General features: G+C 66.6%; 24 protein-coding genes and 1 pseudogene. 10 read left to right on the forward strand and 15 right to left on the reverse strand.

Annotated features, from left to right (window positions below):
• Positions 1–16: 16 nt before the first annotated feature.
• Positions 17–394, reverse strand: a complete 378-nt coding sequence (locus E0T84_RS06060) for a hypothetical protein (protein WP_070943388.1) — start codon at positions 392–394, stop codon at positions 17–19.
• Positions 391–1218: an SDR family oxidoreductase gene (locus tag E0T84_RS06065; protein ID WP_075909563.1), complete on the reverse strand. Its 828-nt coding sequence runs from the start codon at positions 1216–1218 to the stop codon at positions 391–393. The genes E0T84_RS06060 and E0T84_RS06065 overlap by 4 nt, the downstream gene beginning before the upstream one ends.
• A gap of 78 nt (positions 1219–1296) precedes the next feature.
• On the opposite strand from E0T84_RS06065, the gene E0T84_RS06070 reads away from it, so the two are divergent.
• Together E0T84_RS06070 and E0T84_RS06075 are read left to right on the forward strand one after the other, a co-directional pair.
• Entirely contained in the window at positions 1297–1674 is a 378-nt protein-coding gene (locus E0T84_RS06070) for a hypothetical protein (protein ID WP_138744041.1), read from the forward strand.
• Complete coding sequence (locus tag E0T84_RS06075) at positions 1671–3236, forward strand: acetolactate synthase large subunit (protein WP_138744042.1); 1566 nt, start codon at positions 1671–1673, stop codon at positions 3234–3236. Before E0T84_RS06070 ends, E0T84_RS06075 begins: the two co-directional genes overlap by 4 nt.
• Positions 3237–3250: 14 nt before the next feature.
• On the opposite strand, the gene E0T84_RS06080 is transcribed toward E0T84_RS06075, so the two are convergent.
• The 4 genes from E0T84_RS06080 to E0T84_RS06100 all read right to left on the reverse strand — a co-directional run bounded on the left by E0T84_RS06080 (position 3251) and on the right by E0T84_RS06100 (position 7540).
• Positions 3251–4294 carry an SAM-dependent methyltransferase gene (locus E0T84_RS06080; protein WP_075909565.1) on the reverse strand — a complete coding sequence of 348 codons (1044 nt, stop codon included), beginning with the start codon at positions 4292–4294 and terminating at the stop codon, positions 3251–3253.
• Between the two features lie 2 nt (positions 4295–4296).
• Positions 4297–4542 carry an LPXTG cell wall anchor domain-containing protein gene (locus E0T84_RS06085; RefSeq protein WP_075909566.1) on the reverse strand — a complete coding sequence of 82 codons (246 nt, stop codon included), beginning with the start codon at positions 4540–4542 and terminating at the stop codon, positions 4297–4299.
• 1283 nt (positions 4543–5825) lie between these two features.
• Positions 5826–6455 (reverse strand): MBL fold metallo-hydrolase, encoded by a 630-nt coding sequence (locus E0T84_RS06095; protein ID WP_138744043.1) that lies wholly within the window; start codon positions 6453–6455, stop codon positions 5826–5828.
• Positions 6452–7540, reverse strand: coding sequence for an S-(hydroxymethyl)mycothiol dehydrogenase (locus E0T84_RS06100; RefSeq protein WP_138744044.1), 1089 nt, complete (start codon positions 7538–7540; stop codon positions 6452–6454). Before E0T84_RS06100 ends, E0T84_RS06095 begins: the two co-directional genes overlap by 4 nt.
• Before the next feature lie 102 nt (positions 7541–7642).
• On the opposite strand from E0T84_RS06100, the gene E0T84_RS06105 reads away from it, so the two are divergent.
• The 3 genes from E0T84_RS06105 to E0T84_RS06115 all read left to right on the forward strand — a co-directional run bounded on the left by E0T84_RS06105 (position 7643) and on the right by E0T84_RS06115 (position 9997).
• The gene (locus E0T84_RS06105) at positions 7643–8527 is read left to right on the forward strand and encodes a chemotaxis protein CheY (RefSeq protein WP_171054929.1); all 885 of its coding nucleotides are present in this window, start codon (positions 7643–7645) and stop codon (positions 8525–8527) included.
• An 11-nt stretch (positions 8528–8538) separates the two neighbouring features.
• Positions 8539–9369 (forward strand): serine hydrolase, encoded by an 831-nt coding sequence (locus E0T84_RS06110; RefSeq protein WP_070943379.1) that lies wholly within the window; start codon positions 8539–8541, stop codon positions 9367–9369.
• Positions 9370–9484: 115 nt separating this feature from the next.
• Positions 9485–9997, forward strand: coding sequence for a DUF3145 domain-containing protein (locus tag E0T84_RS06115; protein ID WP_070186594.1), 513 nt, complete (start codon positions 9485–9487; stop codon positions 9995–9997).
• Between the two features lie 4 nt (positions 9998–10001).
• Here E0T84_RS06115 and E0T84_RS06120 read toward each other — a convergent pair whose 3' ends face one another.
• From E0T84_RS06120 to E0T84_RS06135, 4 genes and pseudogenes are all read right to left on the reverse strand, one after another.
• Entirely contained in the window at positions 10002–10526 is a 525-nt protein-coding gene (locus E0T84_RS06120; RefSeq protein WP_138744046.1) for a hypothetical protein, read from the reverse strand.
• 4 nt (positions 10527–10530) lie between these two features.
• Positions 10531–12798: a DUF4185 domain-containing protein gene (locus E0T84_RS06125; RefSeq protein WP_138744047.1), complete on the reverse strand. Its 2268-nt coding sequence runs from the start codon at positions 12796–12798 to the stop codon at positions 10531–10533.
• A 121-nt stretch (positions 12799–12919) separates the two neighbouring features.
• Positions 12920–14374: pseudogene (locus E0T84_RS06130) on the reverse strand (flavin-containing monooxygenase).
• A complete protein-coding gene (locus E0T84_RS06135; protein ID WP_256366506.1) occupies positions 14371–15261 on the reverse strand; it encodes an SDR family oxidoreductase in 891 nt (296 codons plus the stop codon). Before E0T84_RS06135 ends, E0T84_RS06130 begins: the two are co-directional and overlap by 4 nt.
• A gap of 105 nt (positions 15262–15366) precedes the next feature.
• Here E0T84_RS06135 and E0T84_RS06140 point away from each other — a divergent pair, with 105 nt between their 5' ends.
• Both E0T84_RS06140 and E0T84_RS06145 read left to right on the forward strand, forming a co-directional pair.
• Positions 15367–16017 carry a TetR/AcrR family transcriptional regulator gene (locus E0T84_RS06140; RefSeq protein ID WP_070188098.1) on the forward strand — a complete coding sequence of 217 codons (651 nt, stop codon included), beginning with the start codon at positions 15367–15369 and terminating at the stop codon, positions 16015–16017.
• Positions 16018–17067, forward strand: a complete 1050-nt coding sequence (locus tag E0T84_RS06145; protein ID WP_075909571.1) for an alpha/beta hydrolase — start codon at positions 16018–16020, stop codon at positions 17065–17067.
• Here E0T84_RS06145 and E0T84_RS06150 read toward each other — a convergent pair.
• Positions 16977–17876, reverse strand: a complete 900-nt coding sequence (locus E0T84_RS06150; RefSeq protein ID WP_070943373.1) for a diacylglycerol kinase — start codon at positions 17874–17876, stop codon at positions 16977–16979. The genes E0T84_RS06145 and E0T84_RS06150 overlap by 91 nt on opposite strands.
• A complete protein-coding gene (locus E0T84_RS06155; protein WP_138744153.1) occupies positions 17873–19453 on the reverse strand; it encodes an FAD-binding oxidoreductase in 1581 nt (526 codons plus the stop codon). The genes E0T84_RS06150 and E0T84_RS06155 overlap by 4 nt, the downstream gene beginning before the upstream one ends.
• Positions 19454–19503: 50 nt before the next feature.
• Here E0T84_RS06155 and E0T84_RS06160 point away from each other — a divergent pair, with 50 nt between their 5' ends.
• Both E0T84_RS06160 and E0T84_RS06165 read left to right on the forward strand, forming a co-directional pair.
• On the forward strand, positions 19504–20091 hold the full coding sequence (locus tag E0T84_RS06160; protein ID WP_070188102.1) for a TetR/AcrR family transcriptional regulator: 588 nt from the start codon (positions 19504–19506) through the stop codon (positions 20089–20091).
• Positions 20088–21641 carry a glycerol-3-phosphate dehydrogenase/oxidase gene (locus tag E0T84_RS06165; RefSeq protein ID WP_138744048.1) on the forward strand — a complete coding sequence of 518 codons (1554 nt, stop codon included), beginning with the start codon at positions 20088–20090 and terminating at the stop codon, positions 21639–21641. The genes E0T84_RS06160 and E0T84_RS06165 overlap by 4 nt, the downstream gene beginning before the upstream one ends.
• On the opposite strand, the gene E0T84_RS06170 is transcribed toward E0T84_RS06165, so the two are convergent.
• Positions 21638–22510: a LysR family transcriptional regulator gene (locus E0T84_RS06170; protein ID WP_138744154.1), complete on the reverse strand. Its 873-nt coding sequence runs from the start codon at positions 22508–22510 to the stop codon at positions 21638–21640. The genes E0T84_RS06165 and E0T84_RS06170 overlap by 4 nt on opposite strands.
• 91 nt (positions 22511–22601) lie before the next feature.
• Between E0T84_RS06170 and E0T84_RS06175 the strand changes: the two genes are divergently transcribed.
• A complete protein-coding gene (locus tag E0T84_RS06175; protein ID WP_075909574.1) occupies positions 22602–23351 on the forward strand; it encodes an SDR family oxidoreductase in 750 nt (249 codons plus the stop codon).
• Positions 23352–23427: 76 nt separating this feature from the next.
• Here E0T84_RS06175 and E0T84_RS06180 read toward each other — a convergent pair whose 3' ends face one another.
• Together E0T84_RS06180 and kasB are read right to left on the reverse strand one after the other, a co-directional pair.
• Complete coding sequence (locus E0T84_RS06180) at positions 23428–24852, reverse strand: acyl-CoA carboxylase subunit beta (RefSeq protein ID WP_070188106.1); 1425 nt, start codon at positions 24850–24852, stop codon at positions 23428–23430.
• A gap of 48 nt (positions 24853–24900) precedes the next feature.
• Positions 24901–26154 carry a 3-oxoacyl-ACP synthase KasB gene (gene kasB, locus E0T84_RS06185; protein ID WP_070188107.1) on the reverse strand — a complete coding sequence of 418 codons (1254 nt, stop codon included), beginning with the start codon at positions 26152–26154 and terminating at the stop codon, positions 24901–24903.
• Positions 26155–26212 lie beyond the last annotated feature (58 nt).

The following is a 26212-nucleotide window of genomic DNA, read 5'->3' on the forward strand; positions in this document are numbered from 1 at the left end:
ACCCTAGGGTGGCTGTTCATCGGTCGAACTGCCGGGCCAGCACCAGGCCGCCGAGCCCCAAGGCCAGATCGCTGGTGAGTACCAGCGCCGACAGCGGGCCACCCCGTTGCCCGCGCAGCGTAGCGACCGCGCGCACCGCCGCCATCAGCAGACCGCTGATGGCGGCGCTACGGATGAAGGCGGCATCCCGGTCTCCGCGGGAGATCCGGTACAGCCCGTAGGCGAATCCGGCGTTGACCGTGCCGGTTTCGCGGCGAAACCACGGATCTGCGCTCAGGCCCAGTCGGCCCTCCAGCGACGCGGGTACCGCGAAATGGGCGACCAGTGCCACCAGCACGTGGACGAGCCCCAGTGTGGTGCCGATACGGATCTGGCGATCGCTGAGGTGGATCATCGGGCCCCCAGTTCCAGCGCGTCGCGGGTGTTGACCCGCCGGCCGCCGACGGCGGCCACGAGCCGGCCGAACGCCGGGGCTTCGAGCGGGACCAACGAGTAGGCGGGGTAGACGACCCGGGTCGCGCCACGTTGCAGGCCGCGGACAACAGCCGCGGCGGTCGCTGCCGGTGAAACCGGAGGCAGGGTTCGCGGAGGTGTTGTCTTCCAGGGAAGTTCGTCGAGGTCGCGCAAAGCGGTGTCGGTGGACCCTGGCACCACCTCGAGTACCCGGATGCCCGTCTCGGCCAGCTCCAACCGCAGCGACCGGGTCGCCTGCGCGAGTGCTGCTTTCGATGCCGCGTAATACCCGAGCAGCGGCAGCGGAACCGCCTGCACGGTCGAGGTGACATTGACGATCGTGCCGGAGCCTGCGGCGTGCATGGCGGGCAGCAGGGCCGCGGTGAGAGCGAGCGGCGACCACAGATTGACCTCGAAAACCTCACGGGCAAAGGACGAATCGGCGATCAGTGATTGTGGTCCGGTCAAGTTGGCGCCCGCATTGTTGATGACGACGTCCACACCTCCGAGGGCCGCGAGTGCCCTGGCGCCGACGCCTGCGGCCGAACCGGGCTCGGTGAGGTCCGTTGCGAGCACGATCGGGCGGGTACCGCCGCTGTGGGCGATCTCGTCCGCCAATTTGTTGAGCAAACCCTCTCGCCGGGCCGCGACGACCAGTACGGCGCCCTGACCGGCGAGCGCCAGGGCCATTTGCCTGCCGATTCCGGTAGAGGCGCCGGTAAGCACGATTCGCTTGCCGGCCAGGTTGATTCGACGTCGTCTCATGTCTTCCCCCGATTGACTCCAGTTGGTGTTGACGCCTACCGTGCCATACTGATTGATAATCAGTCAATAGTAGATCGGGTGGAGATGACCAAACACGACATTGGGGAACTGACACTGGGAGCGGGAGCCTTGGCGATGGCCGTCGGCGCGTTCGCCGGACACCTACTGGCGCCGCGGAGGGTGGCAGACCACTATGGATGGGTGCATGACCGGTGGTATCAACGTGAAATCGGGGCCTTCAACGCGGGCCTGGGCTACGGCATCGTCGCTTATGCGACGGGACGAAAAGCGAAGGCTTTTCTCGGATCCTGGTCGGTGGCCGCGCTCCTGGTGGCCATGACGCGCCTGGCGGCGATCCGCAGCGGAGACCGCGGTGGGTTCTGGAACATGGCCACGGTTGCCGAGGATGCCGCGCTCGGCGTCGGCGGACTGCTGTTGATGGTCAGGCGCGCATGAGCACCGGCGCCGAAGTGGTGGTGCACCGTCTGCTCACCGAAGGGGTCGACGTGTGCTTCGCCAACCCGGGGACCTCGGAGATGCACTTCGTCGCGGCACTGGACGGGGCCCCGGCGATGCGCCCGGTGTTGTGCCTCTTCGAAGGCGTCGCCACCGGGGCCGCAGACGGGTTCGCCCGCATCGCCGGACGTCCCGCCGCGACACTGTTGCACCTGGGCCCCGGCATGGCCAACGGTCTGGCCAACCTGCACAACGCCCGGCGGGCGTTCAGCCCGGTGGTCAATATTGTCGGTGACCACGCGACCTACCACCAACCTCTCGACGCTCCGTTGGAGTCCGACATCGATGCGCTCGGGCGCTGGACGCACGGTGCGGTGCACCGGCCCGAATCGGCCGCCGGCCTCGATGCGGCCGTCCACAGCGCCGTGCGCAGCGCGATCGAGGCGCCCGGGCGTATCGCCACGCTGGTCCTGCCTGCCGACTATTCCTGGGGAACGGTCCCGCAAAACCCGTTGCCGGACAACAGCCTCGGACAAACGGGAGCCGACTCTGACGACGCAGCAGCAAGCCCTCTCGACGTCGCCGATGCCGCCGAACTGCTGCGCGGCGAGGGGGACAGCGTGGTGTTGCTGCTCGGTGGTGCCGCCACTGATGTCGAGGGTCTGCGGGCGGCAGCGCGCATCGGCGCGGCTACCGGCGCACGCGTTCTGGTCGAGACGTTTCCGGCCCGGCTGACCCGCGGGCAGGGGGTACCTGCCATCGAACGGCTCGGCTACCTGGCCGAGCAGGCCACTCAACAACTCTCCGGGGCGACGCACCTGGTGCTGGTCGGCGCGAAGTCGCCGGTGTCGTTTTTCGCCTATCCGGGCAAGCCGAGCGTGTTGGTGCCCGATGGCACCAAGGTCTGCGCCCTGGCCGTCGACGATTTGTCCGGTCTCGCAGATCAATTGGGCGGCGAACTGCCGGCCACCGCACAACCCGACCAGACCGAGCTGCCGACCGGACCGCTCAATCCGCAGAACCTGGCACAGGTGATCGCGGCTCTCTTGCCTGAGGACGCCATCATCTCGGATGAGGCCAACACCAGCGGGGTGTTTCTACCGGCCGCCACCGCGGCGGCTCCGCGTCACGATGTCCTGACCTTGACCGGTGGCGCAATCGGGCAGGGGCTGCCGGTGGCGGTGGGTGCGGCGATCGCCGCACCGGACCGGCCGGTAATCGCGCTGCAGTCCGACGGTAGTGCCGCGTACACCATCTCGGCGCTGTGGACCATGGCCCGCGAGCAGCTCGACATCACCGTGGTGATCTTGAACAACCACGCCTACGCCATCCTGCAACTCGAGTTGTTGCGAGTGGGCACCCAGGCCGATGGGCAGCGATCGCGCTCGCTACTCGACCTGAGCCGTCCCGACCTCGACTTCGCTTCTATCGCACAGGGATTCGGTGTCCCGGCCACTCGAGCCACCACCGCCGAGGAATTGGCCGACCAATTCCGTGCCGCGCTGGCCGAGCCGGGACCGCATCTGATCGACGCCGCCCTGCCGGGCTGGTCACCGGGATGACCATCGTGGGTTGATCATCGGCTGGGCCGACGCTTCTCCAGCACGACCGCCGCGATCGGGATGCGCATCTCCTCGGGATCTGCGGTCAGTCTTTCGGCGATGCCCGCGTGCAGCCGGTCGTAGAACACCGACAATCGTTCGGGTGGACCAGTGAGCGCCGCGCCCAGATCGGCGAATGCCGTGAACCAGAGGAAATCAGCCCAGCGACTACCGAAAGCCTTTGCGTCCCTGTCGCTGCGGTACGCGGTGAAGATCCGGTCCTCGGCATCGACCAATTCCACGTGCTGGATCTCCAGACGCTCGAACCGGCCCGACGGGGCGAACGGCGCGGCGAAATCCGCGGCACACCGACCGGCGACGGGCAAAGACATCCGGGTGGCCTCATCGGCACTCACCACGTCACTGGCGATCAGCTCGGTCAGCGCTCCGACAACGGCGCGGAAGAGCGGGCGGTAACCCAAGTCGCCGTCCTCGTCCAGAGCGGTCGTCAACACCACCAGACGGCCACCTGGGCACAGTTCGCGACCGCGAAACGCGATGAACTCATGCCAATCAAGCGCGGCTTGCCTGGCGTAGGCGGCGCGCACGCGCTCGTCGTTGCTGTGCGCGGCAATGACATGGTCGGCGACCGGCATGGGCGCCTCGCTCAGTCTGGCCACTGCCCATGCCGACCACCCGAGGTGCACGCTGTTCGACGGCAGGATCTGGCTGTAGAACGACCGGCCGATCGCCGAACTGAAGGTCGCGGAGTCCCGGTGCCGATAGGACTGCGGATCTTCCTCCAGAACGCGAAACATCGTCGAAAAGTCGTTGTCGGCAACATCGGTGTGCGTCACCAGAATCGCGTGCTCGGGCCGGGTACGGCTGCGCACCGCAGCGATGGCGGCATTGATCGGTTGCATCGAATTATGCGCGGTGCCCGCGCCGTAGTCGGCGATGACCACGGGCTGGGGTGCTTTCGGGATCGGCACCGTGTGCGCCGCCAGCTCAAGAAGCTTGATCGCCGAACTCATTCCGGCGACGTGCGGGCGGGGTATCGATCGGCGCGGCGCGGGCATGGCTAGCTTCGCCGCCGGCGTCGACGCAGCAGCAGTCCGATGAGAAGACCCATGACGAAAATGATGACCAAGATGAACCACATCGGCGACTCGACCGTCACCCACAGCACGTGCACACCCACCCGATCACGGTTCTGTGCGACGAAGATCCCGGCCAGGACGACCAAGATCAACGCTACCCAGTAACGCAGGGCGAACCGGCGAACCGGGCCGGTGGTCGCGGGTGCGCCGGTCTCGTCGCGAGGCATACCCCGACGGTAACCCGGGGCCCACCGGCCACGACACACTTCGGCCACCACACCTAGCCGGGCGCGCTGCCGATCATCGACGTCAACGGATCGGCGGGGCCGATGTCGAGCGTGCACTCGCTGGGCCGTGGATCCGGCACGAAGGCCCAGAACATCGCACCCGCGGCCCCCCATTGTGCGCATGGTGGTGAGGGCATCCCCGAGGACTTGTTTCCGCTTGCTCAACGATGCGCAGGAGCCGGCCTCCATGCCGATCTCGGCGGCGAACAATGGCTTGCCTACGGCGCGGGTCTGCGCGACGCGGCGCTGCAGCCCGTCGTATGGATCTCCGGGTAGGTAATCCTGCTGCTCGTAGTAGTGGTATTCGAGCACATCGATTCCGGGGGACGCCGCAACCGTCTCGAACTCGTCTCCGGCTGACCCGCACTGCCCACCGCCGGCGTGACCGCTGAAGATGACTGTGCCAGGGTCCAATTCGCGTATCCGGGCACCGGATACATCCAAGAAGGCTCGTAGCGCCTCCGGTGCGGTGGCGTGGCAGCTGCGCTTGGTCCAATGGCAGGTATGGTCCACGCAGTATGACGGCTCGGGCTCACCCACCGCGGTCCAACCGGCAAGCGATGGCGAACCACCCCAGCGCTTGACCGCGGTGTCGAGCCACGCTTCGAAGGTCATCGGCAGGCCGTGCGAAACCTCGGTGCGCCAACCGCCCGCGTACCAGTCGTAATCTTTGAAATAGTCGTTCTCGCAGCCGCCGTCGTCGCTGGTGAGCACCGCGATCAGTAGTTGCCCGTGACGTTGCGCGGCCCGGAACACCGCATCGATCGGGGTGAAATCGAGCTGACCGGTGAACTTGTTCACCGCGAAGCTGGAATACGCGTTGAAACGTGTCACCGAATGTGGCGGCAGGCTGCCGAAGTACGAGTCGAGATCGACCTGTGCGCCGCATCCCGCATTGATGGACCAGTTGGTGGCCAGCTGATAGGCGTTGATGCCGATCGGCCACACCGGTTTGCCATCGAGGGTGAGCGAGGTTCCCGAGACACCCAACTTGGGAATCGGCCGAGCGGCGAGCGTCCCTGCGGTGGTGACGGCTGAAGAACCGGATGGCCGCACCGGCTGGGATGCCGTCGAGCATGACACCGCAACCAATCCGGCCAGACAACATGTCAGCACCGCACGCGCGAACCGGCGCACCATCGTTCGACGGTAGCTCCTTGTGGGTCAGTGGCTGGGCGGGTTTGGCCACTTCCTCACCGCCGTCGTTTTCCGGCGGCGCATCGTCAGTGCCCGCGCGCAACCCATTCGTCGTAGTGGACGATCTCGTCGCCGATGGTGGTGGTGTCGCCGTGGCCGGTGTAGACGACGGTCTCGCCGGGCAGCAGACCCAGCCGTTTGGAGATGGAGTCCAGGATGGTCGGGAAGTCGGAGAACGACCGCCCGGTGGCGCCTGGGCCGCCCTGGAACAGGGTGTCGCCGGAGACCACCGCGCCCAGTTCGGGGATCGACCAGCAGACCGATCCGGGGGAGTGCCCGGGGGTGTGCAGGGCGTGCAGTTCGATGCCGCCGGCGCGCAGCACCTGGCCGTCCTCGACGGTGCGGAACTCGTTGTCGGGGTGCACGGTTCGCCACAACATCTCGTCGGCGGGGTGCAGTAGCACCGGGGCATCCAGTGCCGTGCCGAGTTCGGGGGCGACGGTGATGTGGTCGTTGTGGCCGTGGGTGCAGACCACTGCGACGACGTTGCGTCCGGCCACGGCTTCGATGATGGGGGCGGCGGTGTGGGCCGCGTCGAACACGATGACATCTTTGTCGTCGCCGACGAGCCAGATGTTGTTGTCGACGTCCCAGGAGCCGCCGTCGAGTTCGAACTTGCCGCTGGTGACGACGCGGTGGATGTTGGACGCGCTCACTTCAGCACCACCACCGAGCGCAGCACCTCGCCAGAGTGCATCTTGTGGAACGCGTCTTCGATCGCGTCCAGGCCGATGCGTTCGGAGACGAACTTCTCCAACGGAAGCCGGCCCTGCAGGTATAGCGAGATCAGGGTGGGGAAGTCGCGCTCGGGCAGGCAGTCGCCGTACCAGGAGGACTTCAATGATCCGCCGCGGGAGAAGAAGTCGACCAGCGGCATCTCGAGTGTCATGTCCGGGGTGGGAACACCGACCAGCACCACGGTGCCGGCCAGATCCCGCGCGTAGAACGCCTGCTTCCAGGTCTCCGGGCGCCCGACGGCGTCGATCACCACGTCGGCGCCGAAGCCGTCGGTCAGATCCTGGATGGTCTCGACCGCGTCGAGTTCGCGGGCGTTGATGGTGTGGGTGGCACCGAAATCGCGGGCCCAGTTCAGCTTCTTGTTGTCGGTGTCGACGGCGATGATCTTCTTCGCGCCGACCAGGGCGGCACCGGCGATCGCGGCGTCGCCCACTCCGCCGCAGCCGATGACGGCGACGGTGTCGTCGCGGGTCACCGCGCCGGTGTTGATCGCCGCGCCGATGCCGGCCATCACGCCGCAGCCCAGCAGGCCGGCCACGGCCGGGTCGGCCTCGGAATCGACCTTGGTGCACTGTCCTTCGTGAACCAGGGTCTTGTCCGCGAACGCGCCGATGCCCAGGGCCGGGGTGAGTTCGGTGCCGTCGGTCAACGTCATCTTCTGGGTGGCGTTGTGGGTGTCGAAGCACAGGTGCGGGCGGCCCCGTTTGCAGGCGCGGCACTCGCCACACACGGCGCGCCAGTTCAGGATCACGAAATCGCCGGGCTCCACGTGCGTCACGCCCTCGCCGACGGATTCGACGGTGCCGGCGGCCTCGTGCCCCAGCAGGAAGGGGTACTCGTCGTTGATGCCGCCCTCGCGGTAGGTCAGGTCGGTGTGGCACACCCCGCAGGCGATGATGTCGACCACCACCTCACCGGGACCCGGATCGGGAATGACGATGTCGACCAATTCCACCGGCTGCTTCTTGCTCCGCGAAATCACACCACGCACTGTCTGAGGCATGCCTACAACTTAATGCAAACCGGACAGGTGTCCAATTAGTGGCCGGATCTCGTCGTCCGACGAATCTCGGCCCGGCAGCCCATCCCCGCGTTACGGTGGGTTGTGGTCGACGATCGAACCCAACTGCTGGTGGTGGCGCGTACGGCGTATCAGCGAAATGACTGGCGCACCAGCTATGAATCCTTCAGCCGCGTCGACGGAGTGCAGACCCTCGACACCGATGATCTTGCCGTGTACGCCTCGGCGGCGTGGCGGCAGGGGCACGGCCGCGAGTCCGTTCGGATCAGCGAACAGGTGCACACCCGGCTGCTGCGCACCGATCCCGTGCAGGCGGCGATGAAGGCCGCCGAAATCGGCATGGCCTGGCTGGCACGGGGTCACCTTGCGCTGGCCCGCAGTTGGGCGCAGCGTGCTGGGGTGCTGCTCGAGGGTGTACCGCAGACCGCCGCGCACGGTTATCTCGCGTATCTGCTCGCGGTGACAGCGGCCGATGCCGGCGAGCATGTGCAATTCGATTCCGCGACACGTCAACTGACAGCGGTCGCGGAGGATTTGGATGACGCTGCACTGATCGCTCTGACTCGGGCACTGACCGGCACGGTCGCCGGCGCCGCCGGTGACCCGGCCGGGTACGAGGCACTCGACGAAGTGCTTCTGCCGGTGCTCGGTGAACCGGTGCCCGTGGAATGGGCGGCCGATGTCTATCGGCGGGCATTGAGCCTGGCGCACCGACAGCGGGCCGACGATCGGATCGCATCGTGGACGCTGTCCATGCAGCGATGGTGTGACGCCACGGAACCGGAATCGACGCAGTCGGCGTATCGCGCCGTCTGTGACGTGCATCGACTCGCGGCGGTCGCCGACGCCGACCCGCAGGATCTGGTACGGCGGGCGATCGGACTGCGTCGCCTGGTCGCCGACGTGGACGCCGTGGCGGCGGGCATGGTCGAGGAATTGCTTTCCCGGACCGTGGGGCGCGCCCGCTAGATTTGCCGGCAATGACATCCGAAGTTCTCGAGGTTCTCGATACTTGGCCGGTTGACTCGGTGGCCGCTGCGGTGATCGGCCCGTCCGGTGTACAGGCCTGCCACGGCGACATCGACAAACCCTTCTCCCTGGCGTCGGTGACCAAACCGCTGACGGCGCGGGCCGCGCAGATCGCGATCGAAGAGGGCGCTGTCGAGCTCGACACCCCGGCCGGCCCGCCCGGTTCGACGATCCGTCACCTGCTGGCGCACACGTCGGGCGTGTCGATGCGGTCGGCTGAGGTACTCGCCCGACCAGGTCAGCGTCGCATCTACTCGAATTACGGATTCGAGCTGCTGGCCCGTGCGGTCGAGGCAGCCGCCGACATCGAGTTCGGGACCTATCTGACCGAGGCGGTGTTCGAACCGCTGCAAATGTCGGGTTCCGCACTGTTGGGTGGGGCCGAGGCGGCCGGGTACGGCGGGGTGTCGACGGTTGCCGACCTGGCCTCGTTCGCCGGCGAGTTGCTACGCCCGGCACTGGTGTCGCAGCAACTGCATGACCACGCCGTGACCTTACAGTTTCCCGGGCTGGACGGGGTGTTGCCGGGGTTCGGTGTGCAGCGGCCGAACGACTGGGGTCTGGGCTTCGAGCTCCGGGACGGCAAATCCCCGCATTGGACAGGGTCGGCAAACTCACCGCGAACCTACGGCCACTTCGGTCAGTCCGGGACGTTTTTGTGGGTCGATCCGGTCGCTGACCTGGCGTTGGTGGTCCTGACCGACCGTGAGTTCGGGGACTGGGCCTACCCGCTGTGGCCGGCGGTATCTGATGGAGTCCTGAGAGAAAACGGGACACACTAGCGCAACACTGGCCTCACAAGGCACAATAGACACGCGCGGCACACACAACTGCATGCTCGATCGGAATCACCAGGCCGTTGGGGAAGACGTCCCTCGTGATCCGAAGGAGTAGCAAATGCGTGCGTCGAATCAGTTCGCCGACGCGGCGACGGGCGTGGTGTATGTCCATGCCTCACCCGCGGCGGTATGCCCGCATGTTGAGTGGGCGTTGTCGTCGACCCTGTCGGCGCGGGCGAACCTGAAGTGGACACCGCAACCGGCCATGCCCGGCCAGTTGCGCGCGGTGACCAACTGGATCGGCCCCGTCGGCACCGGGGCGCAGTTGGCCAACGCGCTGCGCTCCTGGTCAGTGCTGCGCTTCGAGGTGACCGAGGATCCGAGCGCGGGCGTCGACGGGCACCGCTGGTGCCATACCCCTCAGCTGGGCCTGTGGAGCGGCGCGATGAGTGCCAACGGTGACGTGATGGTCGGGGAGATGCGACTGCGGGCCCTGATGGCCGGCGGCGCGGACATGCTGGCAGCCGAACTCGACACCGTGCTGGGCACCGCGTGGGACGAGTCTCTGGAGCCTTACCGCAACGGCGGTGACGGCGCCGAGGTGTCTTGGCTGAGCCGGGGCGTGGGGTAGTCGCTCAGCCACGCGCCCAGAGGCAGTAGCCGCTGAGCTTGGTCGTGAACATGTGGTCGCTGATCTCGACGGTCAGCGTCTGGCCCGGTTCGGCGCCGAACGTCGCCGGCTCTGAGGTCTTGCCCGCGCCAAGGACATCGACAACCTCGGCGCTGCAATGGGCTTCGGCCGTCAACGGTGTCGCGGTCCAGGTGCCGCCCCGGGCCTCCGGATTCCGTCGTCCCTGTCCGTGCAGGATCACCTCGGGGCCGGTGGTCAGCCAGCGATCCGCCGAGGGATAGGGACTGCCGAACGTCCGCCACGTGCCGTCATCGCACTGCAGTAGGTGCCGGTTGTTGCCGACTTGTCCGGGATCGGCCGGTGTCAGCGCCCCGGCGAGCATTTCGGTGCACGCCGAGTCAGGTTGCGGCGCCGTGGTTTCGGACGGTCCTGGTGGCAGCGGCTCTGGATCGGCGTGTGCGCAGGCGCTCGCAGTGAGTGCGGCAGCCACGGTCAGGGCCGCCGCACTCAACGCCAACGCTCGAGACATCGGGCTACACCGAGATGGTCTTCATCGACGACAGGTCTGTCTGCATCAACTGCACGTTGTAGGCACCCCAGTACGACAGGTTGTAATACAGGTATTGCGAGTTGTCCTCGACCACATCGCCGTTGGCATCGACCTTGTTGAAGTAGTCGGTGCCCGACATCGGATGGACCATCGGCGCGTACATGCCGGAGTTGTCCGTCAGGTTGTTTCTCACCAGCGTCGTCGTGTCCGACCATTCACCCTGCGGCGAGTCCGACACCCGCATCACGACGTTGTTGCCGCCATCGGTGTAGAGCACGACGTACTTGCCCAGATATTCGTTGTACTGCACCGACATCTCACTGACATTGCCGCCCGTGGGCAGGCCGCCGACCCAGATGCCGTTGGCGATCTTGGTGAACAGCCCGAAGGTGAAGAAGTCCGCCACCTTGTAGAGCGTGGGCAGCAGATCGGTGCTGCTGGAACCGAACACCGGAACGGCCGCCGACGGGTCACCGGTCCTCCACTGTCCGACACCGTTGGAATCCTCACCGGCGAAGTACTCGTAGGCGTCGAGGTCGGTGATCCGGTCCTTTTCCACGCGGGCCACATACGCCGAACCCTGCCGGCCCGAAGGTGTTCCGTACACATAGACGTATGGGTCGGCGGGGTCGTCCGACGTCACCATTGCGTTCTGCTGGAAGTGCTCGTCGCCGGGGACGTAGGCCGGGCCGGCGCGGAACCAGCCCGAGGAACGCACGGTGTCGGGATCGACCTGCCAGGTCTTGCCGCCGTCGTCGGAGTAGGCGATAGCCGAGTAGTTCGTGGTCCAGCTGCCCGGGTTGTCCCAGGTGCGGACCGACATCACGGTCGCGTACTGCGTAAAGGTGCCGTCCTCGTTCTCGATCGCGATCGCCGACGTCGGGATCATCGTGTACGTGTTGCCGAACAGCCCGTCATAGCCCGGGTCGTAGATGATCTGCGCTGCGCCGGCCGGGGCTCCGCCGGTGCCGTACCACGTCGGCGTGCCAGGCTCACCGGGCCTTGCGCCCGCATGGATCAGGGCATCGCTGAACTGCAGGCCGTTGGACAGGTCGGTGTCGGCGGTGCGGAACAGCACGTTGTTGCGCCAGTCGCCGGCCATGCCCGGCTCGCTGTAGGTATCGCCGAACAACGTGTAGATGACCGGTTTTCCGGTCGCGGGATCGGTGTAGCCGCTGTTCCACATGATGCCCAGGTCCGTGCCCGCGACGTACCAATGGTCGGTGTAGCCAACGCCGGTGACCCACCCCAGCTTCTGGGTGTACTCCGCCAGTGATGCCGGCACTTCGGGCTTGGGCGTCAGGTTATCGGTCTGCACCGCCACGGTGGGTGTGGCCGCCATCGGCTGGATCTCGCCCTCGGCCACCACCGAGGCGGCATCGTTGGCCGATACCACACGCGACGCGACCGGGCTGATGGATCGCTGGAATTCCCTACGGGTCCAGGCCATCATGGCCCACAGCGCGGGGGACTGGGCAGGTGCCACCGGGCTGCTGCCGGCGCCGAACGGCAACACGCCGGCGACGCTCAGCAGTGCCGAGACCACCGGCGGTGCAGTGACCTTGGGTGTGGTCGGCTCAGGTGGTGATGCCGGCACCGCCACAACGACGGGGTCTTGCTTCACGGTGGCAGGAAGGTCGAGCGACGTGGCTTCGGTGTGCTGCGTCGACATCGCCTCGCGGCTGCGCTGGTCGACGCTCTCGATGCTTTCCTGGACACGAACCACGACGGTGTCAGGGCGTGGCATGCGCTGCAGGTCAGGCACACTGGTCGCGGCTTCCGGGACGATCCGTGCGCTACCGGCCTTCTCGCCGTCACCGGCCTTCTTGCCGGTGTCGGCGTTCTTGCCGGCGTCGGTGGCATCGGTGATCGCGCCCTGAATCTTGCTCCGAGCCGTGGTCGGCCGACCATGGTGCGGGGTGCGCGTGGAGTCCAGCCGGGTCTGTGCGTGCTTGACGGCGGCACCGACGTCGTTCAAGCCGGACTCGACATCCTTGCGGATACGTTCGCCGATCTTGGACAGCGTGCGCGACGGCGCGTTGGCCGGCTTCCTGGCGCTCGAAGGTTTGCTCGAAGTCTTCTTTTGTCCCGAGCCTGAGCTGGCGCCGTCGGAGCTCCCGGTGGTGGATTTGCCAGGGTCACCGGATCCGCTTTCGGCCCAGGCAATTCCGGTGCCCGAGGTCAATGCCGTTCCGATGCCGAGAGCAACGGCCAGTGCGCCGACGCGGCCGATGTATTTGGTCGATTCCATGACGCTCCGTAGCAAGTCCACTAACTCAACACCCCGGCCCAGTCGAAACGTACCGTGTGCCGTTCAGGGCGTTGGGCAAACACGCCGAATTGCCGGCGCGTGGTCGGCCTACGGGCTCACCTCAGGTGACCCGGTAGTGCGCTGGGTCTGGCTCGGAGAGCATCCGGGTGAGGGTTGCCCGGTCGAATGGCCAGAGATCGATGGTCCCCGCGTCGGTGAAATACCATGAATTGCACCCGGTGTTCCACACTGTCGGGCCGAGCCCATCGGCGACCGCGGCGTTGAAATCGTCGGTGGCCTGCTCGGTGACCTCGACCTCGGAAAGTTCTCCACTCTCGAATCGTTTGAGCCAGGCCACGATGTAGCCGGCGGTGAGCTCAGCGGAGTACTGCAGCGGGATCGACCCGGTCGGCGAGTTCGGGCCGAGGACGGTGAACAGGTTGGGGAACCCGGGAATCGCGGTCATACGGTACGCCCGCGGGCCGTTGGCCCAGGCATCGTCGAGGGTGATGCCGTCACGACCGACGATCCTCATCGGGCGCATGTAGTTGTGCGCCTGAAACCCGGTGGCCAACACCACGACATCAACATCGTGGTGGGCACCGTCAGCGGTACGTATGCCGGTGGCGGTGAACTCCCGGATGGGATCAGCGATCAGGCGGGCGTTGGGCCGCTTGATGGCCCGGTAATACGAGCCCGAGACCACCTGTCGTTTGCAGAGCGGCTCGTAGTCAGGAGTGAGTTTCGCGCGCAGCACACGATCGCGGACCTGACTGGTCAGACTCCAACGTGCATAGGACTGCACCAGCCGGCGTCGCCATGACGGCGTGGTCACGACGTCGGCGAGGATCTTCGACGCCCACTGCAGCCGCGCGTAGAGGAAGCAATGTCAAGCCGGCCGTCTGTGCAGAACCTTGCTCAGCAGCGATGGCTGCCGCAACGACATCGGGGCCCACAGGATCCACTGCGGGGATCGCGCGAAGTGCAGGAGATTGCGAGCCCTCGGTTGCAGGGCTGAAACCACTTGTACGCCAGTCGATCCTGTGCCGATCACCGCGATGCGTCTGCCGTGGGTCACCAGCTCCGGGTCCCACCGGGCGGTGTGCACGATCGGTCCGGCGAAGGTGTCCATGCCGGGAATCTCGGGCACCGCCGGGTGATGCAGCACTCCGGTGGCGCAGATGACGAAATCAGCTGTCAGCGTGTCTGCGTCGGCTGTGACAAGCGTCCACGACGCGGTGGCACTGTCGTAGCAGGCCTCGACGACTTCGGTGTTGCAGCGCAGATGGGTGTCGAGGCCGAATTGTTCGACGACGTCGCGGTGATAGCGCTGGATGTCGGTGCCGCTTGCCCAGATGTGGCTCCAGTCGGGTTTGGGCGCAAACGAGAACTGGTAGATCTGGGAGGGGACGTCGCAGGTGAGGCCCGGGTAGCGGTTCCAATGCCAGACCCCGCCGACGTCGGAACCCTTTTCCAGGATCGTGAAATTCGAGAATCCGGCTTGCTTCAGGGTGTACGCGGTGGCGATGCCCGCCATACCGGCACCGATGATGACGATGCGGGCCTCGCGGCTCATCGGGCTTCCTTTCCGGCGGCCGGCGGGTGGGCGGCATGATCTTTCGACTGCCGGTCGATGCGCTGCAGGTATGCGGCCCGGCCCTGTGCGTCGAGCGCAGTCAGAGCGCGACGGTCATCGATTCTGTCTCGCACGGCACGCTGGATCGCCTCGGGTACCAGGGCGTCGACAAGAGCCCACCCGGAGGCGACCCAGCCCGGAACCGATGTGCGGGCGGCGCGGGTGCGGACCGTGTTGAGGATCGCTTGCGCCACATCGTCGGGATCCACCGTGGGAAGGCCGTTTCCGAGCTGCACACCCGAGGAGAGTTCGGTGCGGACTGCCGACGGCAACACGGCGGACACCGAGACCCCGGTGCCCGCGTATTCACGACGCGCCGCGAGTGAGGCGCCCAGCGCGGCGAACTTGCTGGCGTTGTAGGTCACCATGCCCGGGATCGGGATCATGCCCGCCATCGAGGCCACATTGACCACGTGACCGCGACCGCGCGCCACCATCGAAGGGATCACCGCGCGCATGCCGTTGAGGACACCTCGCACGTTGACGTCGAGGATGAGGTCAGTCGTCGCCTCGGATTCGGCGTCGAACGCCCCAAGGGGCATGACCCCGGCGTTGTTGACCAAGATGTCGACGCTGCCCGATCCGCGGATGGCCTGCGCGAGGAAGCGGTCCCATGACGACCGCTGCGTGACATCGAGGTAGGCCGCCCGGCAGCGGGGGATACCGGCTGCGGTCGCCGCGGCGACATCGGCGTCGACATCGCCGATCCACACCGTGGCGCCACGGGCGGAGAACAGCTCCGCTGTCGTGGCGCCGATGCCGCGCGCCCCGCCGGTGACGATCACCATCGCTCCGTCTACCGACCGCCGTCGCCGTGAAAACCGCACGTCATGCCTCCCCTTGGGTCCTCCACAACCACTCGAATACCGACGGTATCTGAATACTATGAGTTAATTCAATACCCGAAGTCCGCCGCGAACTATCATCAGCGCATGCCGCGGCTGACCAGGGCTCAACGCCAGGAACAGACGCGGGCCGAACTCTTGGAGGCGGCCAAGCAGCGTTTCCTGACTCACGGCTACGCCGCCACCAGCCTTGAAGACATCGCCGACGACGCGGGTTTCTCAAAGGGCGCGGTGTACTCCAACTTCGGGAGCAAGCCGAATTTGTGCCGCGATGTCCTTGAGCTGATCCACCGGGAGAAGTTCGCCGAGATGGCCGAAGTTGCGATATCCGACGCTGAGTTGGACAGTCGCGTGACAGCCTTGAGTGCGTGGCTGGAGCGCACCGCGGGCGACGTCGGCTGGACCATGCTCGAGCTCGAGTTCGCGGTGCTGTCGCGGAACAACCCTGAACTTTCCGAGATGATCACGTCCTTGCGCAACGAAGCCGCCCAGATGGTCATCGACGTACTTCGGTCGATGTCGGCCGAACTCGGCCTGACCGAAACGCAATTGGCCCACAGCGAGGTGGCGACAAGCCTGGAGGATCTCGGCAACCTCTTGCTCAGCGCCGGCATCGGTCTGGGCATCCAGCGGGCCATCGACCCGTCGGTGCCTGCGCGACCGTTCACCGACGCGTTCGGCCACCTGGTGAAACTGCTTGCCGCCCTAGGGTCGCCGAAGCAAACCGAAGGAGCTTGAATGGCATCACCCACCGCTGCAGTGTCGACACGACGCCCGAGTCGTAGATCCCGCGCGTGTTACGGCATCGCCCGCCGGACCCTGCTCGTCCAGGTGAACAGATCGGTTGCCTACCAAGGAAACCGAGCCGTCGAGGATCGTCTTGCCGCGATCGGCCGTCGCATCAATGCCCTTGCGCGGCTGCAACGGCTTCGTCCGCGGCGGGGACTGCGGGTCAGCCGGATCACGCTCGGTCAGGTCACCGTCGAGACCGTCCGCACAGCCGAATCGGCTCATCGCCCGCTTGCCGACGGCGCCATCCTCTATCTGCATGGCGGCGGGTTTTTTCTCGGTGGGTTCGACACACATCAGCACGTCGTCGTCGCACTTGCCCGGCAGACGCAACTTCCCGTGGTGCACGTCGAGTACCGACAGCACCCCGAGGTGACTGTCGACGAATCCGTCGCAGACTGTCTGCGCGCCTACCGCTGGTTGTTGGACCAGGGTGCGGACCCGGCCCGCACCGTCGTGGCGGGCGACTCGGCAGGTGGATTCCTGGCCTTCGCAACGGTTCTCGCTGCTCAGCAACAGGGCATCGGTACCCCGGCCGGCGTCATCGGGGTCAGCCCGTTGCTCGAGCTGGACGGGGCACGCCGCTCGGCGCATGCCAACTTCGCCGAGGACCGGATGGGGATTGGACGTGCCCTGCCGATGATCGTCGAATGCGTCGGACCCAAGAACTCGGACTGTCATGCCCTCTCACCGGTCAACGGCGTACTCACCGATTTTCCGCCGAGCCTGATCATCGCGGCCGAATCCGAGGCGCTGCGCTGCGACGCCGAACGTATGCATGAGGTGCTGACGGATGCCGGACGGCAGTGCACTCTCAAGGTCTGGCCCGGTCAGCTGCACGCCTTCCCGGCGTTCCTGCCGTTTCTGCCAGAGAGCCGTGAGGCCCGCGACTGCATGGTCGAGTTCATTCAGGACTGTGTGGGCACCAGCAAGCGCAGTGCAGCGGGCACCGCGGATACCGTGACCGGCAACGGAAGGGCGAAATCCCCGTCGGCATAAGCGTTGATCCCCGGGCATTCGACGTGGACCGACCTGGCGCGCTTGGTGGTCACCTCCTCGAGATCGACATGGGTGCCCTTGAAAACGGTCGGGAACAGCCGGATCAACCGGGTGCGGGAGGCCGAGGTGATCATCGTGACATCGAGCAGGCCGTCCGAGTGGTCGGCGCCCGGGCAGATCAGCATGCCGCCGCCGTAGCTGCGGGTGTTCCCGAACGCCGCCAGCGTGAGCTCGGTGCGGATCTCCGGCTCGTCGTCGAAGGTGAGCCGGAACGGCAGCAGCCGTAGCTTCGAGATCTCCGCGAGCATCGCGATGTTGTAGCGCATCCGGCCGTGCGGCCAACGCATCCGGTTGGTGCGGTCGCTGACCAGGGAATCGAACCCGGCGGCCATCACGGTGCCGAACCACTTCACCGCTCCGGTGGCATCCTCGATACGGCCGAGGTCGACCGTCTCGGTGTGGCCGTCGGCGATGACATCGGCCGCGGCCTCGGGATCGCCTGTCGGCAAATGGTATTCACGGGCATGATCGTTGCCGGTGCCGGCGGGCACGATGCCCAGCGGCACGTCACCGGTGGCCAGCGCCTGCAGGGCCAGGGAGATCACGCCGTCGCCGCCGACCACGACAAGCGCATCGGTGCCGCGGTCGAGCGCGTCATCGACCAGTCGGCGGGCGTGGGCGGCGTCGGTCCCCACGATCGCGCACACGTCGATACCGCGTCGCTGGAGGTGTGCGACCGCCCGCTCCGCCGCGTGCGGCGCATTCCCGTGCCCCGACAGGGGATTGGTCAGGACCGTTACCTGCTTCACGGAATCAGCTTGCCCGGGTTGAGGATTCCGGTGGGGTCCAGAGTGGCCTTGACGGCCCGTAGCACCTCGACGCCGAGGTCACCGATCTCGTCACGCATCCACGGGCGGTGATCCGCGCCGACCGCGTGGTGGTGGGTGATGGTGCCGCCATTGCGGACCATGGCGTCCGACGCCGCGGTCTTGGCTTTGCGCCACTGCTCGATCGGATTGCCGCGCTGCGCGGCGACGACCGTGAAATACAGCGAGGCGCCGGTGGGGTACACATGCGAAATGTGGCACATCACCAGGGCCGGCGTGCCGGATTCGGCGAGCGTGGTGGTCAGCGCTTCGGTCACCGCGGCTTTCAGTGCCGCCAGGTTGGACCACGTGGTGGCGGTTTCCAGGGTTTCGCACAGCGCTCCGGCCGCCAGCAGCGAATCGCGCAGGTACGGGGCGTTGAACCGGCCGTGTTCCCAGTCGCGGGCCGGGGCCTCGCCCAGTGAGGTGCCGCCGTGGGCTTGCAGGACGTCTCGTGTCTCGGCATGCCGGCTCTGGGTGTGAGCCGCGGTTCCCTCGAACAGTGTGATGGCCAGGCAGCCGCCGGTAATGCTCTGCTCGCCAATGCTTTCCGTGGTGGCAAGGTTCACGCCGGTCTCGGCCTCGTCGGAGAGCCGCAGCACCGTCGGCCCGGATCCTGTCTGGATCACGGCCCGCAGGGCTTCGGCACCGGTGGCGAAATCCGGGAAGGACCACGCCTCGTAGAGCGTGGACTCGGGCACTGGATGGACCCGAACCCGGACGCGGGTGATGACGCCGAACACGCCTTCCGAGCCCAGGATCAGTTGCCGCAGATCGGGTCCTGCGGCCGAGGCCGGAGCCCGGCCCAGGTCGAGCGTGCCCGCCGGCGTGACGGCGCGCAGACCGCGCACCATGTCGTCGAAGCGTCCGTAACCGGCGGAGTCCTGGCCTGAGGATCGGGTGGCGGCGAACCCGCCGATCGTGGCGAACTGGAAGCTCTGCGGAAAGTGGCCGAGCGAAAAGCCCTGCGCGCCAAGCAGGGCCTCGGCCTGAGGGCCGGTGACCCCCGCACCGAACTCGGCCTCACCGGCAACGGGGTCAAGGTTGTGCAGCGCATCGAACCGGCGCAGGTCCAGCGTGACAGCGGCGGTGAACCCCTCACGCAGCGGGTCCAGCCCGCCCACGACGCTGGTTCCGCCGCCGAACGGGACGACGGCGATGCGACGCTCGGCGCAGTGGGCCAGGATGGCGGCGACCTCGTCATCCGAGCCTGGAAGCAGCACCGCGTCGGGTGCCTCCTGTGGCCCGGAACCGTTGCGGCGCAGCAGGTCCACTGTGGACTTCCCCCCGGCGTGCAACAGCCGCGACATCGTGTCCGTACCACAGTGCTGTGCACCGACGATCGCGACGAGGGCGTCGCGATCGGTGTCGGACAACGCCGACGGAAGCAACTGCACCTGTTCGGGTGTCGGCTCCGTCGCCGATGCGGCGTCGACACCGAGGGCCTGCCGGAGCAGGGACCGGATTCCGTCCGACAGCGGTTTGGCTGCCTGTGGGTCGCCCCAGGCATTCCACTTCATCGGAGGCAGAAACTGTTCGGCCGGCTGAGTCATGCGTTACAGTATTACACATGATGTCAATCAGTAACGAGCGATCGCTGAGCGACCAGATCTTGGATGCCGCTGCCAGCTGCGTGCTGGCCTTCGGCGTGGACCGGGTGACCCTGGCCGAGATCGCCCGGCGGGCCGGGGTGAGCCGCCCGACCGTGTACCGCCGTTTCCCCGATACCCAGTCGATTCTGGCCGCGCTGCTCACCGCACGGATCGTGGGTGTGCTCGACGCGACGGAACTCGGTGGGCCGGGCCGCGCGGCCCTGGTACGCCGCATCGTGGCGGTGGCCGCACGGCTGCGCCACGACGAGGTGATCATGGCCGTGCTGCACTCTGCGCCCGAGGTGGCGATGGTCTACATCGCCGAGCGGCTGGGCACCAGCCAGCAGATCCTGATCGACGCACTGGCCGGCGAACTCAAGCTCGCCCAAGAGGTCCGTCAGAAAAACGACCGCGTCAGGCCCGGTGACCCCCGTCAACTGGCCACCATGTGCCTGCTCATCACGCAGTCCGCGATCCAGTCCGCGCAGATGGTCGAACCCATCCTCGACGCCGATGCGCTGGCGGCCGAACTCGCCCACGCCCTGAACGGATATCTCGCCTCGTGACCGGACCCACCGCACTCAATCGCACCCGGCGCGCAACCGAGTTGGCGGCACTGACCGACGGCGAACAGCTCGATGTGCTCGTCATCGGCGGTGGCATCACCGGTGCGGGCATCGCGCTGGATGCCGCCACACGAGGCCTGCGGGTGGCGCTGGTGGAAAAACACGATCTCGCGTTCGGGACCAGCCGGTGGAGTTCGAAGCTGGTGCACGGCGGTCTGCGCTACCTGGCCACCGGCAATGTCGGGATCGCCCGCCGCAGTGCGATCGAGCGCGGAATCCTGATGACCCGCAACGCGCCTCACCTCGTCAAGGCCATGCCGCAGCTGGTGCCGCTGCTACCGTCGATGGGCCGCGCGTCGCGCGCGTTGGTGCGCACCGGATTCATCGCCGGCGACGGTCTGCGCAGGCTTGCCGGAACCAGCGCGTCCACTCTGCCGCGATCGCGCCGGGTGGATGCCGGTCGCGCGGTCGAACTGGCCCCCACGGTGCGCACCGAGGGTCTCGACGGCGGTTACCTGGCCTACGACGGCCAGCTCGTCGACGACGCCCGGTTGGTGGCCGCCGTCGCGCGCACTGCTGCGCAGCACGGAGCCCGGATCCTGACCCGGGTCTCCGCGAGTGCGGCCGGCGCGTCCTCGGTCCGCCTGACCGACGAAGTCACCGGGGAATCTTTCGACGCGGCCGCGCGGGTGGTCATCAACGCGGCCGGGGTATGGGCCGGCGATCTCGACCCGGCGATCACGTTGCGGCCCAGCCGGGGCACGCATCTGGTGTTCGACGCCGCGGCGTTCGGCAATCCGACTGCGGCCCTGACCATTCCGATACCGGGGGAGTTGAACCGGTTCGTCTTCGCGATGCCCGAACAGCTCGGCCGGGTCTACCTCGGACTGACGGATGAGGATGCGCCGGGCCCCATTCCCGATGTGCCCCAGCCGACTCCGGATGAGATCAGCTTCCTGCTCGACACCGTCAACACGGCGCTGGCGACCGAACTGACCACGTCCGACGTGCGCGGTACCTACGCCGGGCTGCGACCCCTGATCGACACCGGAGCGGGCGACACGGCCGACGTGTCACGCGAACACGCGGTCGTGGAATCGGCGAGTGGCGTGATCAGCATCATCGGCGGCAAGCTCACCGAATACCGGTACATGGCCCAGGATGTTCTGGACCGGGCGCTGGTCATGCGCGGCGTATCCGCCGACGGCTGTCGTACCGCCAATCTGCCACTGGTCGGTGCCCCGGCCAATCCGGTGTCCACGTTGCGATTTGAGCATGAGCTACCGTCCTCCCTGGTCGCCCGTTATGGGTCCGAGGCGCCCAACGTGATCGCGCGGGCGCGGTGCGCCCGGCCTACTGAACCCGTCGCCGACGGACTCGACGTCATCCGTGCGGAATTCGAGTACGCCGTCACCCACGAAGGTGCCCTGTGTGCCGACGACATCTTGGACCGCCGCACGCGCATCGGGCTGGTCAGCGCCGACCGGGACCGTGCCGTGGCGGCTGCGGCCGAGATGATCGCTGACTTCGGGCAGGTCGAGTCTGCCTAGGCCTGCGCCATCAGCGCGTCCCGGACCGCTGAACTGGTGTGGCGCTGCCACATTGCCTGAGCGCCCACCAGCAGTGGGGGTTCGAGTTCGGTGACCACGACGCGACCGCCCATGGCCGGTCCGGGTGCCGTGGTGACGAACGTGGCCGCACCCGTGGTGAGCGGGGCGGCCACGGTGGCCGCACCCTGAACCCGGCTGACGACATAGTCGGGTTCGAAACCGGCGCGACGGCATGCAGCCATCAGAAAATCGCTGTAGTAGGACGCACCCGGGGGCGCCCACAGCGCGATGCGCTCCCCGGCGAGCTCGTGAATGCCCACGGCAGCGTGGCCGGCCAACCGGTGTTCGCACGGTAGCGCCAACCGGACGCGGTCGTAACCGAGGATGGCCGTGGCCAATTCGTTGGTGGGGACCACACCACGGCGCAGGCCGAGATGCACTGTGCCGTCGAGCACCGCACCCGTGAGCCGATCGGGGTAGAGCTGCCGGAACGTGAACGAGGCGTTGGGAAATGCTGTGATGGCAGGTTCGAGAAGGGTGTAGACCTCGCTCCCGCTGAGTGCCGGGCTATGGCCGATGACAAAGACCTCTGCGGTGCCCTCGGACGCGTGTTCCACCCGCTCGGCCACGGTGCGTGCCGCCGCCAACAGGGTTCGCCCTTCGGTGAGAAGCAGTTCGCCGGCCCGGGTGAGCCGCAGTCGCCGTCCCTCGCGCCGGAACAGTGTGGCGTTGAGTTCCTTCTCCAGTTGCTGCATCGAGCTGCTGAGAGCTTGTTGGCTAATATGCAGCGAGGCTGCCGCGGCAGTGAGACTACCGGCCTCGCCGATGGCGGCGAACTGGCGTAAACGCCGCAGATCAGGGGCATTCATGGACACCCACCAAGCCTATACAACTATTATTTGTGAATGCTTCGGTATTTTGCGTTATCACTCTGTGAGTTGCAAAAACTAGTCTGTCCTCGTGAGCAAACTAGAGGGAAAATCAGCAGTAGTTGCCGCCGGCGCGAAGAACCTCGGTGGCCTGATCAGCACGACGCTGGCTTCGAGGGGTGTCAACGTCGCAGTTCACTACAACAGTGCCTCCAGTGAAGCCGACGCCGACAAGACGGTGGCGGCGGTGCAGGCCGCCGGGGTGAAGGCGGTCAAGGTGCAAGGTGACCTGACGGTGCCGGCCAATATCGAGAAGCTCTTCGACGCGGCGATCGACGCCTTCGGCAGTGTCGACATCGCGATCAACACCGTCGGCAAGGTACTGCGCAAGCCGTTCGTGGAAACCACTGAGGCCGAATATGATTCGATGTTCGACATCAACGCCAAGGCCGCATACTTCTTCCTGCAACAGGCTGGTAAGCGCCTGGCAGACAACGGGTCGGTGGTCACCATCGTGACGGCGTTGCTGGCCGCCTACACCGACGGCTACTCCACCTACGCGGGCTCGAAGAGCCCCGTCGAACACTTCACCCGGGCGGCATCCAAAGAGTTCGGTGTCCGCGGCATCAACGTCAACAATGTGGCCCCCGGCCCGATGGATACGCCGTTCTTCTATCCGCAGGAGACTCCGGAACGCGTCGAGTTCCACAAGTCGCAGGCGATGGGCAACCGGCTGACCGAGATCACCGATATCGCCCCATTGGTGGTGTTCCTGGCCGACGAGGGCCATTGGATCAACGGGCAGACCATCTTCGCCAACGGCGGTTACACCACGCGGTAGAACGCCGAATGGCGAGTTATTGCACGGCTTTTCGCCTTATATGTGCAATAACTGGCCATTCGCGCCAGCTGGGTGGTTACAGCGGGATGTTCTTGTGGCGACCGCGCCGGTGCGGGGCCTCGGCCAGCGCCTGGGTCAGCTTACTGCGGGTGTGCGCCGGATCGATCTTCTCGTCGACCACACCGATCTCGATCGCCGAATCCACGCCGCCGGCAATCCTTTCGTGCTCGATGGCGAGCTCCTCGTGCAGCGCCTCACGCTCGGCAGGATCGGCAACCGCGGCCAGCTTGCGCTTGTGCAGGATGCCGACGGCGGCCTTGGCGCCCATCACCGCGACCTCGGCGTCCGGCCAGGCGAACACCTTGGTGGCGTTGAGCGAACGCGAGTTCATCGCGATGTAGGCGCCGCCGTAGATCTTGCGGGTCACCAGCGTCACGCGGGGGACCGAGGACTCACCGAACGCGTGCAGCAGTTTGGCGCCGCGGCGCACCACGCCGCCCCACTCCTGGTCCACACCGGGCAGGTAGCCGGGTACGTCGACGACGACCACCAGCGGAATGCCGAACGCGTCGCACAGCCGCACGAAACGTGCTGATTTCTCGGCGCTTTCGGAGTTCAGGCAGCCGCCGAGACGCAGCGGGTTGTTGGCGATCACACCGACCGTGCGGCCGGCCAGGCGGCCGAGACCGACCACGATCGAGGGCGCCCACTTGGCCTGGAACTCCTCGAACGGCACGCCCTCGTCGAGCAGTGCCTCCACGATCGGGTGCACGTCGTAGGCGCGCCGGGCCGACTCGGGCATCAGCGCAGCCAGGTCCGTGTCGCCGGCCTCGGCCTTGCTGCGGTCGAAATGGCCCTGCTGGCTGAACAATCCGACCAGGCGACGGCCGCGCTCGTAAGCGTCGAGCTCGTCGTCGGCCACGATGTGGCACACACCGGACTTCTTGTGGTGGGCGTCGGGGCCGCCGAGCGACACCATGTCGACGTCCTCACCGGTGACGCTGCGCACCACGTCCGGACCGGTGACGAACACCTTGCTGTCCGGGGCCATGATGATGACGTCGGTCAGCGCAGGGCCGTAAGCGGCGCCGCCGGCCGCGAAGCCGACGACGACCGAAATCTGCGGGATGTAGCCCGACGCCCGGATCATCGCCTCGAAGACCAGACCGACCGCATGCAGCGCCTTGACGCCCTCGGCCAGCCGCGCACCGCCGGAGTGCCAGATGCCCACGATCGGGCTCTGCTCCTCGATCGCGGTGTCGTAGGCGTTGACGATGTGAGCACAGCCCTCGATGCCCATGGCGCCGCCCATCACGGTGCCGTCGGTGCAGAACGCCACCGCACGAACACCGTTGACCGTGCCGGCGGCGGCCAGCACACCGGAACGGTCCCGCTCATGCAGCAACTCGACGCTGCCGTCATCGAAGAAGGTTTGCAGACGCAGCAGCGGGTCACGCGGATCGAGTGATTCGGCGGCGGCTTCGGGGGCCATGATCGTCATAAAGGTCTCCTTTGGTGGAAAGCGCTGGGTCGCCGTAGTTGTGGAGTCTCAGTACTTTCCGAAGGCGAGCGCGACGTTGTGCCCACCGAATCCGAACGAATTGTTGATTGCGTACTTGTAATCGCCCTGCCGTGGCTCACCGGCGACGACGTCCAGATCGATCTCGGGATCGAGATTGTGCAGGTTGCGTGTCGCGGGGATGACACCGTCTCGCAGTGCCATCACCGTCAGGATGGACTCGACGGCGCCGACCGCGCCGACCGAATGGCCGAGTGCTGCCTTGGGCGCGTAGACCGCGGGCTTGTGGCCACCCATCGCGTTGTTGATCGCCTTGCTCTCGGCGACGTCGCCGACGTTGGTGCCGGTGGCATGGGCGTTGACGTGGTCGATATCGGTGGGCTGCAGACCCGCCAGCTGGATGGCGCGGGTCATCGCATAACCTGCCTGCTCACCGTTGGGGTCCGGCGCCACGATGTGGTAACCGTCCGAGGTCACGCTCGCGCCCATGAGCCGGCCCAGGATGTTGGCGCCGCGGGCCTTCGCGTGCTCCTCGGTCTCGATCACCATCAGGGCGCCGGCCTCGCCGAACACGAATCCGTTGCGATCCTTGTCGAAGGGCTTGCAGGCGCCTTCCGGATCGTCGTTGGTGTTCGACAGCACGATGCGCATCTGGGCGAATCCGGCGATCGGCACGGCTTCGATCTTGGTCTCGACGCCACCGCAGATCGCGATATCGGCCTCGCCGAGGACAATCTGGCGCCATGCGTTGGCGATCGCTTCGGAACCCGAGGCGCAGGCCGAGATCGAGGTACACACCCCGGCCTTGGCCTTGCGCTCGAGCCCGATCGCGGCTGCCGCGCCGTTGGGCATGTACATCTGCACCACCAGCGGCGACACGGCGCGCAGCCCTTTCGAACGCATACCGTCATAGGCAAACACGAGCTCTTCGGTAGAACCCAGACCGGTGCCGATCGACACCATGAGGCGGCGGGCATCGACCTCGGGGGAGCCGGCATGGGCCCACACCCGACGGCCGATGACCGTCGACATCTTCTGCAAATATGACAGTCGGCGCAGTTCGACGCGTGTCAGCTCGGAGTCGAACTCCTCCAGGAGATGGCCGCCGATGCGAACCGGCAGGTCGTACTCCTCGACGAACGAATCGGTGAGCTTCCGGATGCCGCTCTGACCGTCGAGCAGCTTCTTCCAGGTGTTTTCAGCATCGGTTGCCAGCGCCGTCGACATGGCTACGCCGGTGACAACCACATTGGGAAGACCATTCCCTGTGGACAATCCCGCCATATTTGCTGTGTTCTTCCCTTCCGTGTCTACCTTCCGGGCCGCTGCCCGGGGTCACTGA

Source organism: Mycobacterium sp. DBP42, from assembly GCF_005924235.1.
GTDB lineage: Bacteria > Actinomycetota > Actinomycetes > Mycobacteriales > Mycobacteriaceae > Mycobacterium > Mycobacterium syngnathidarum.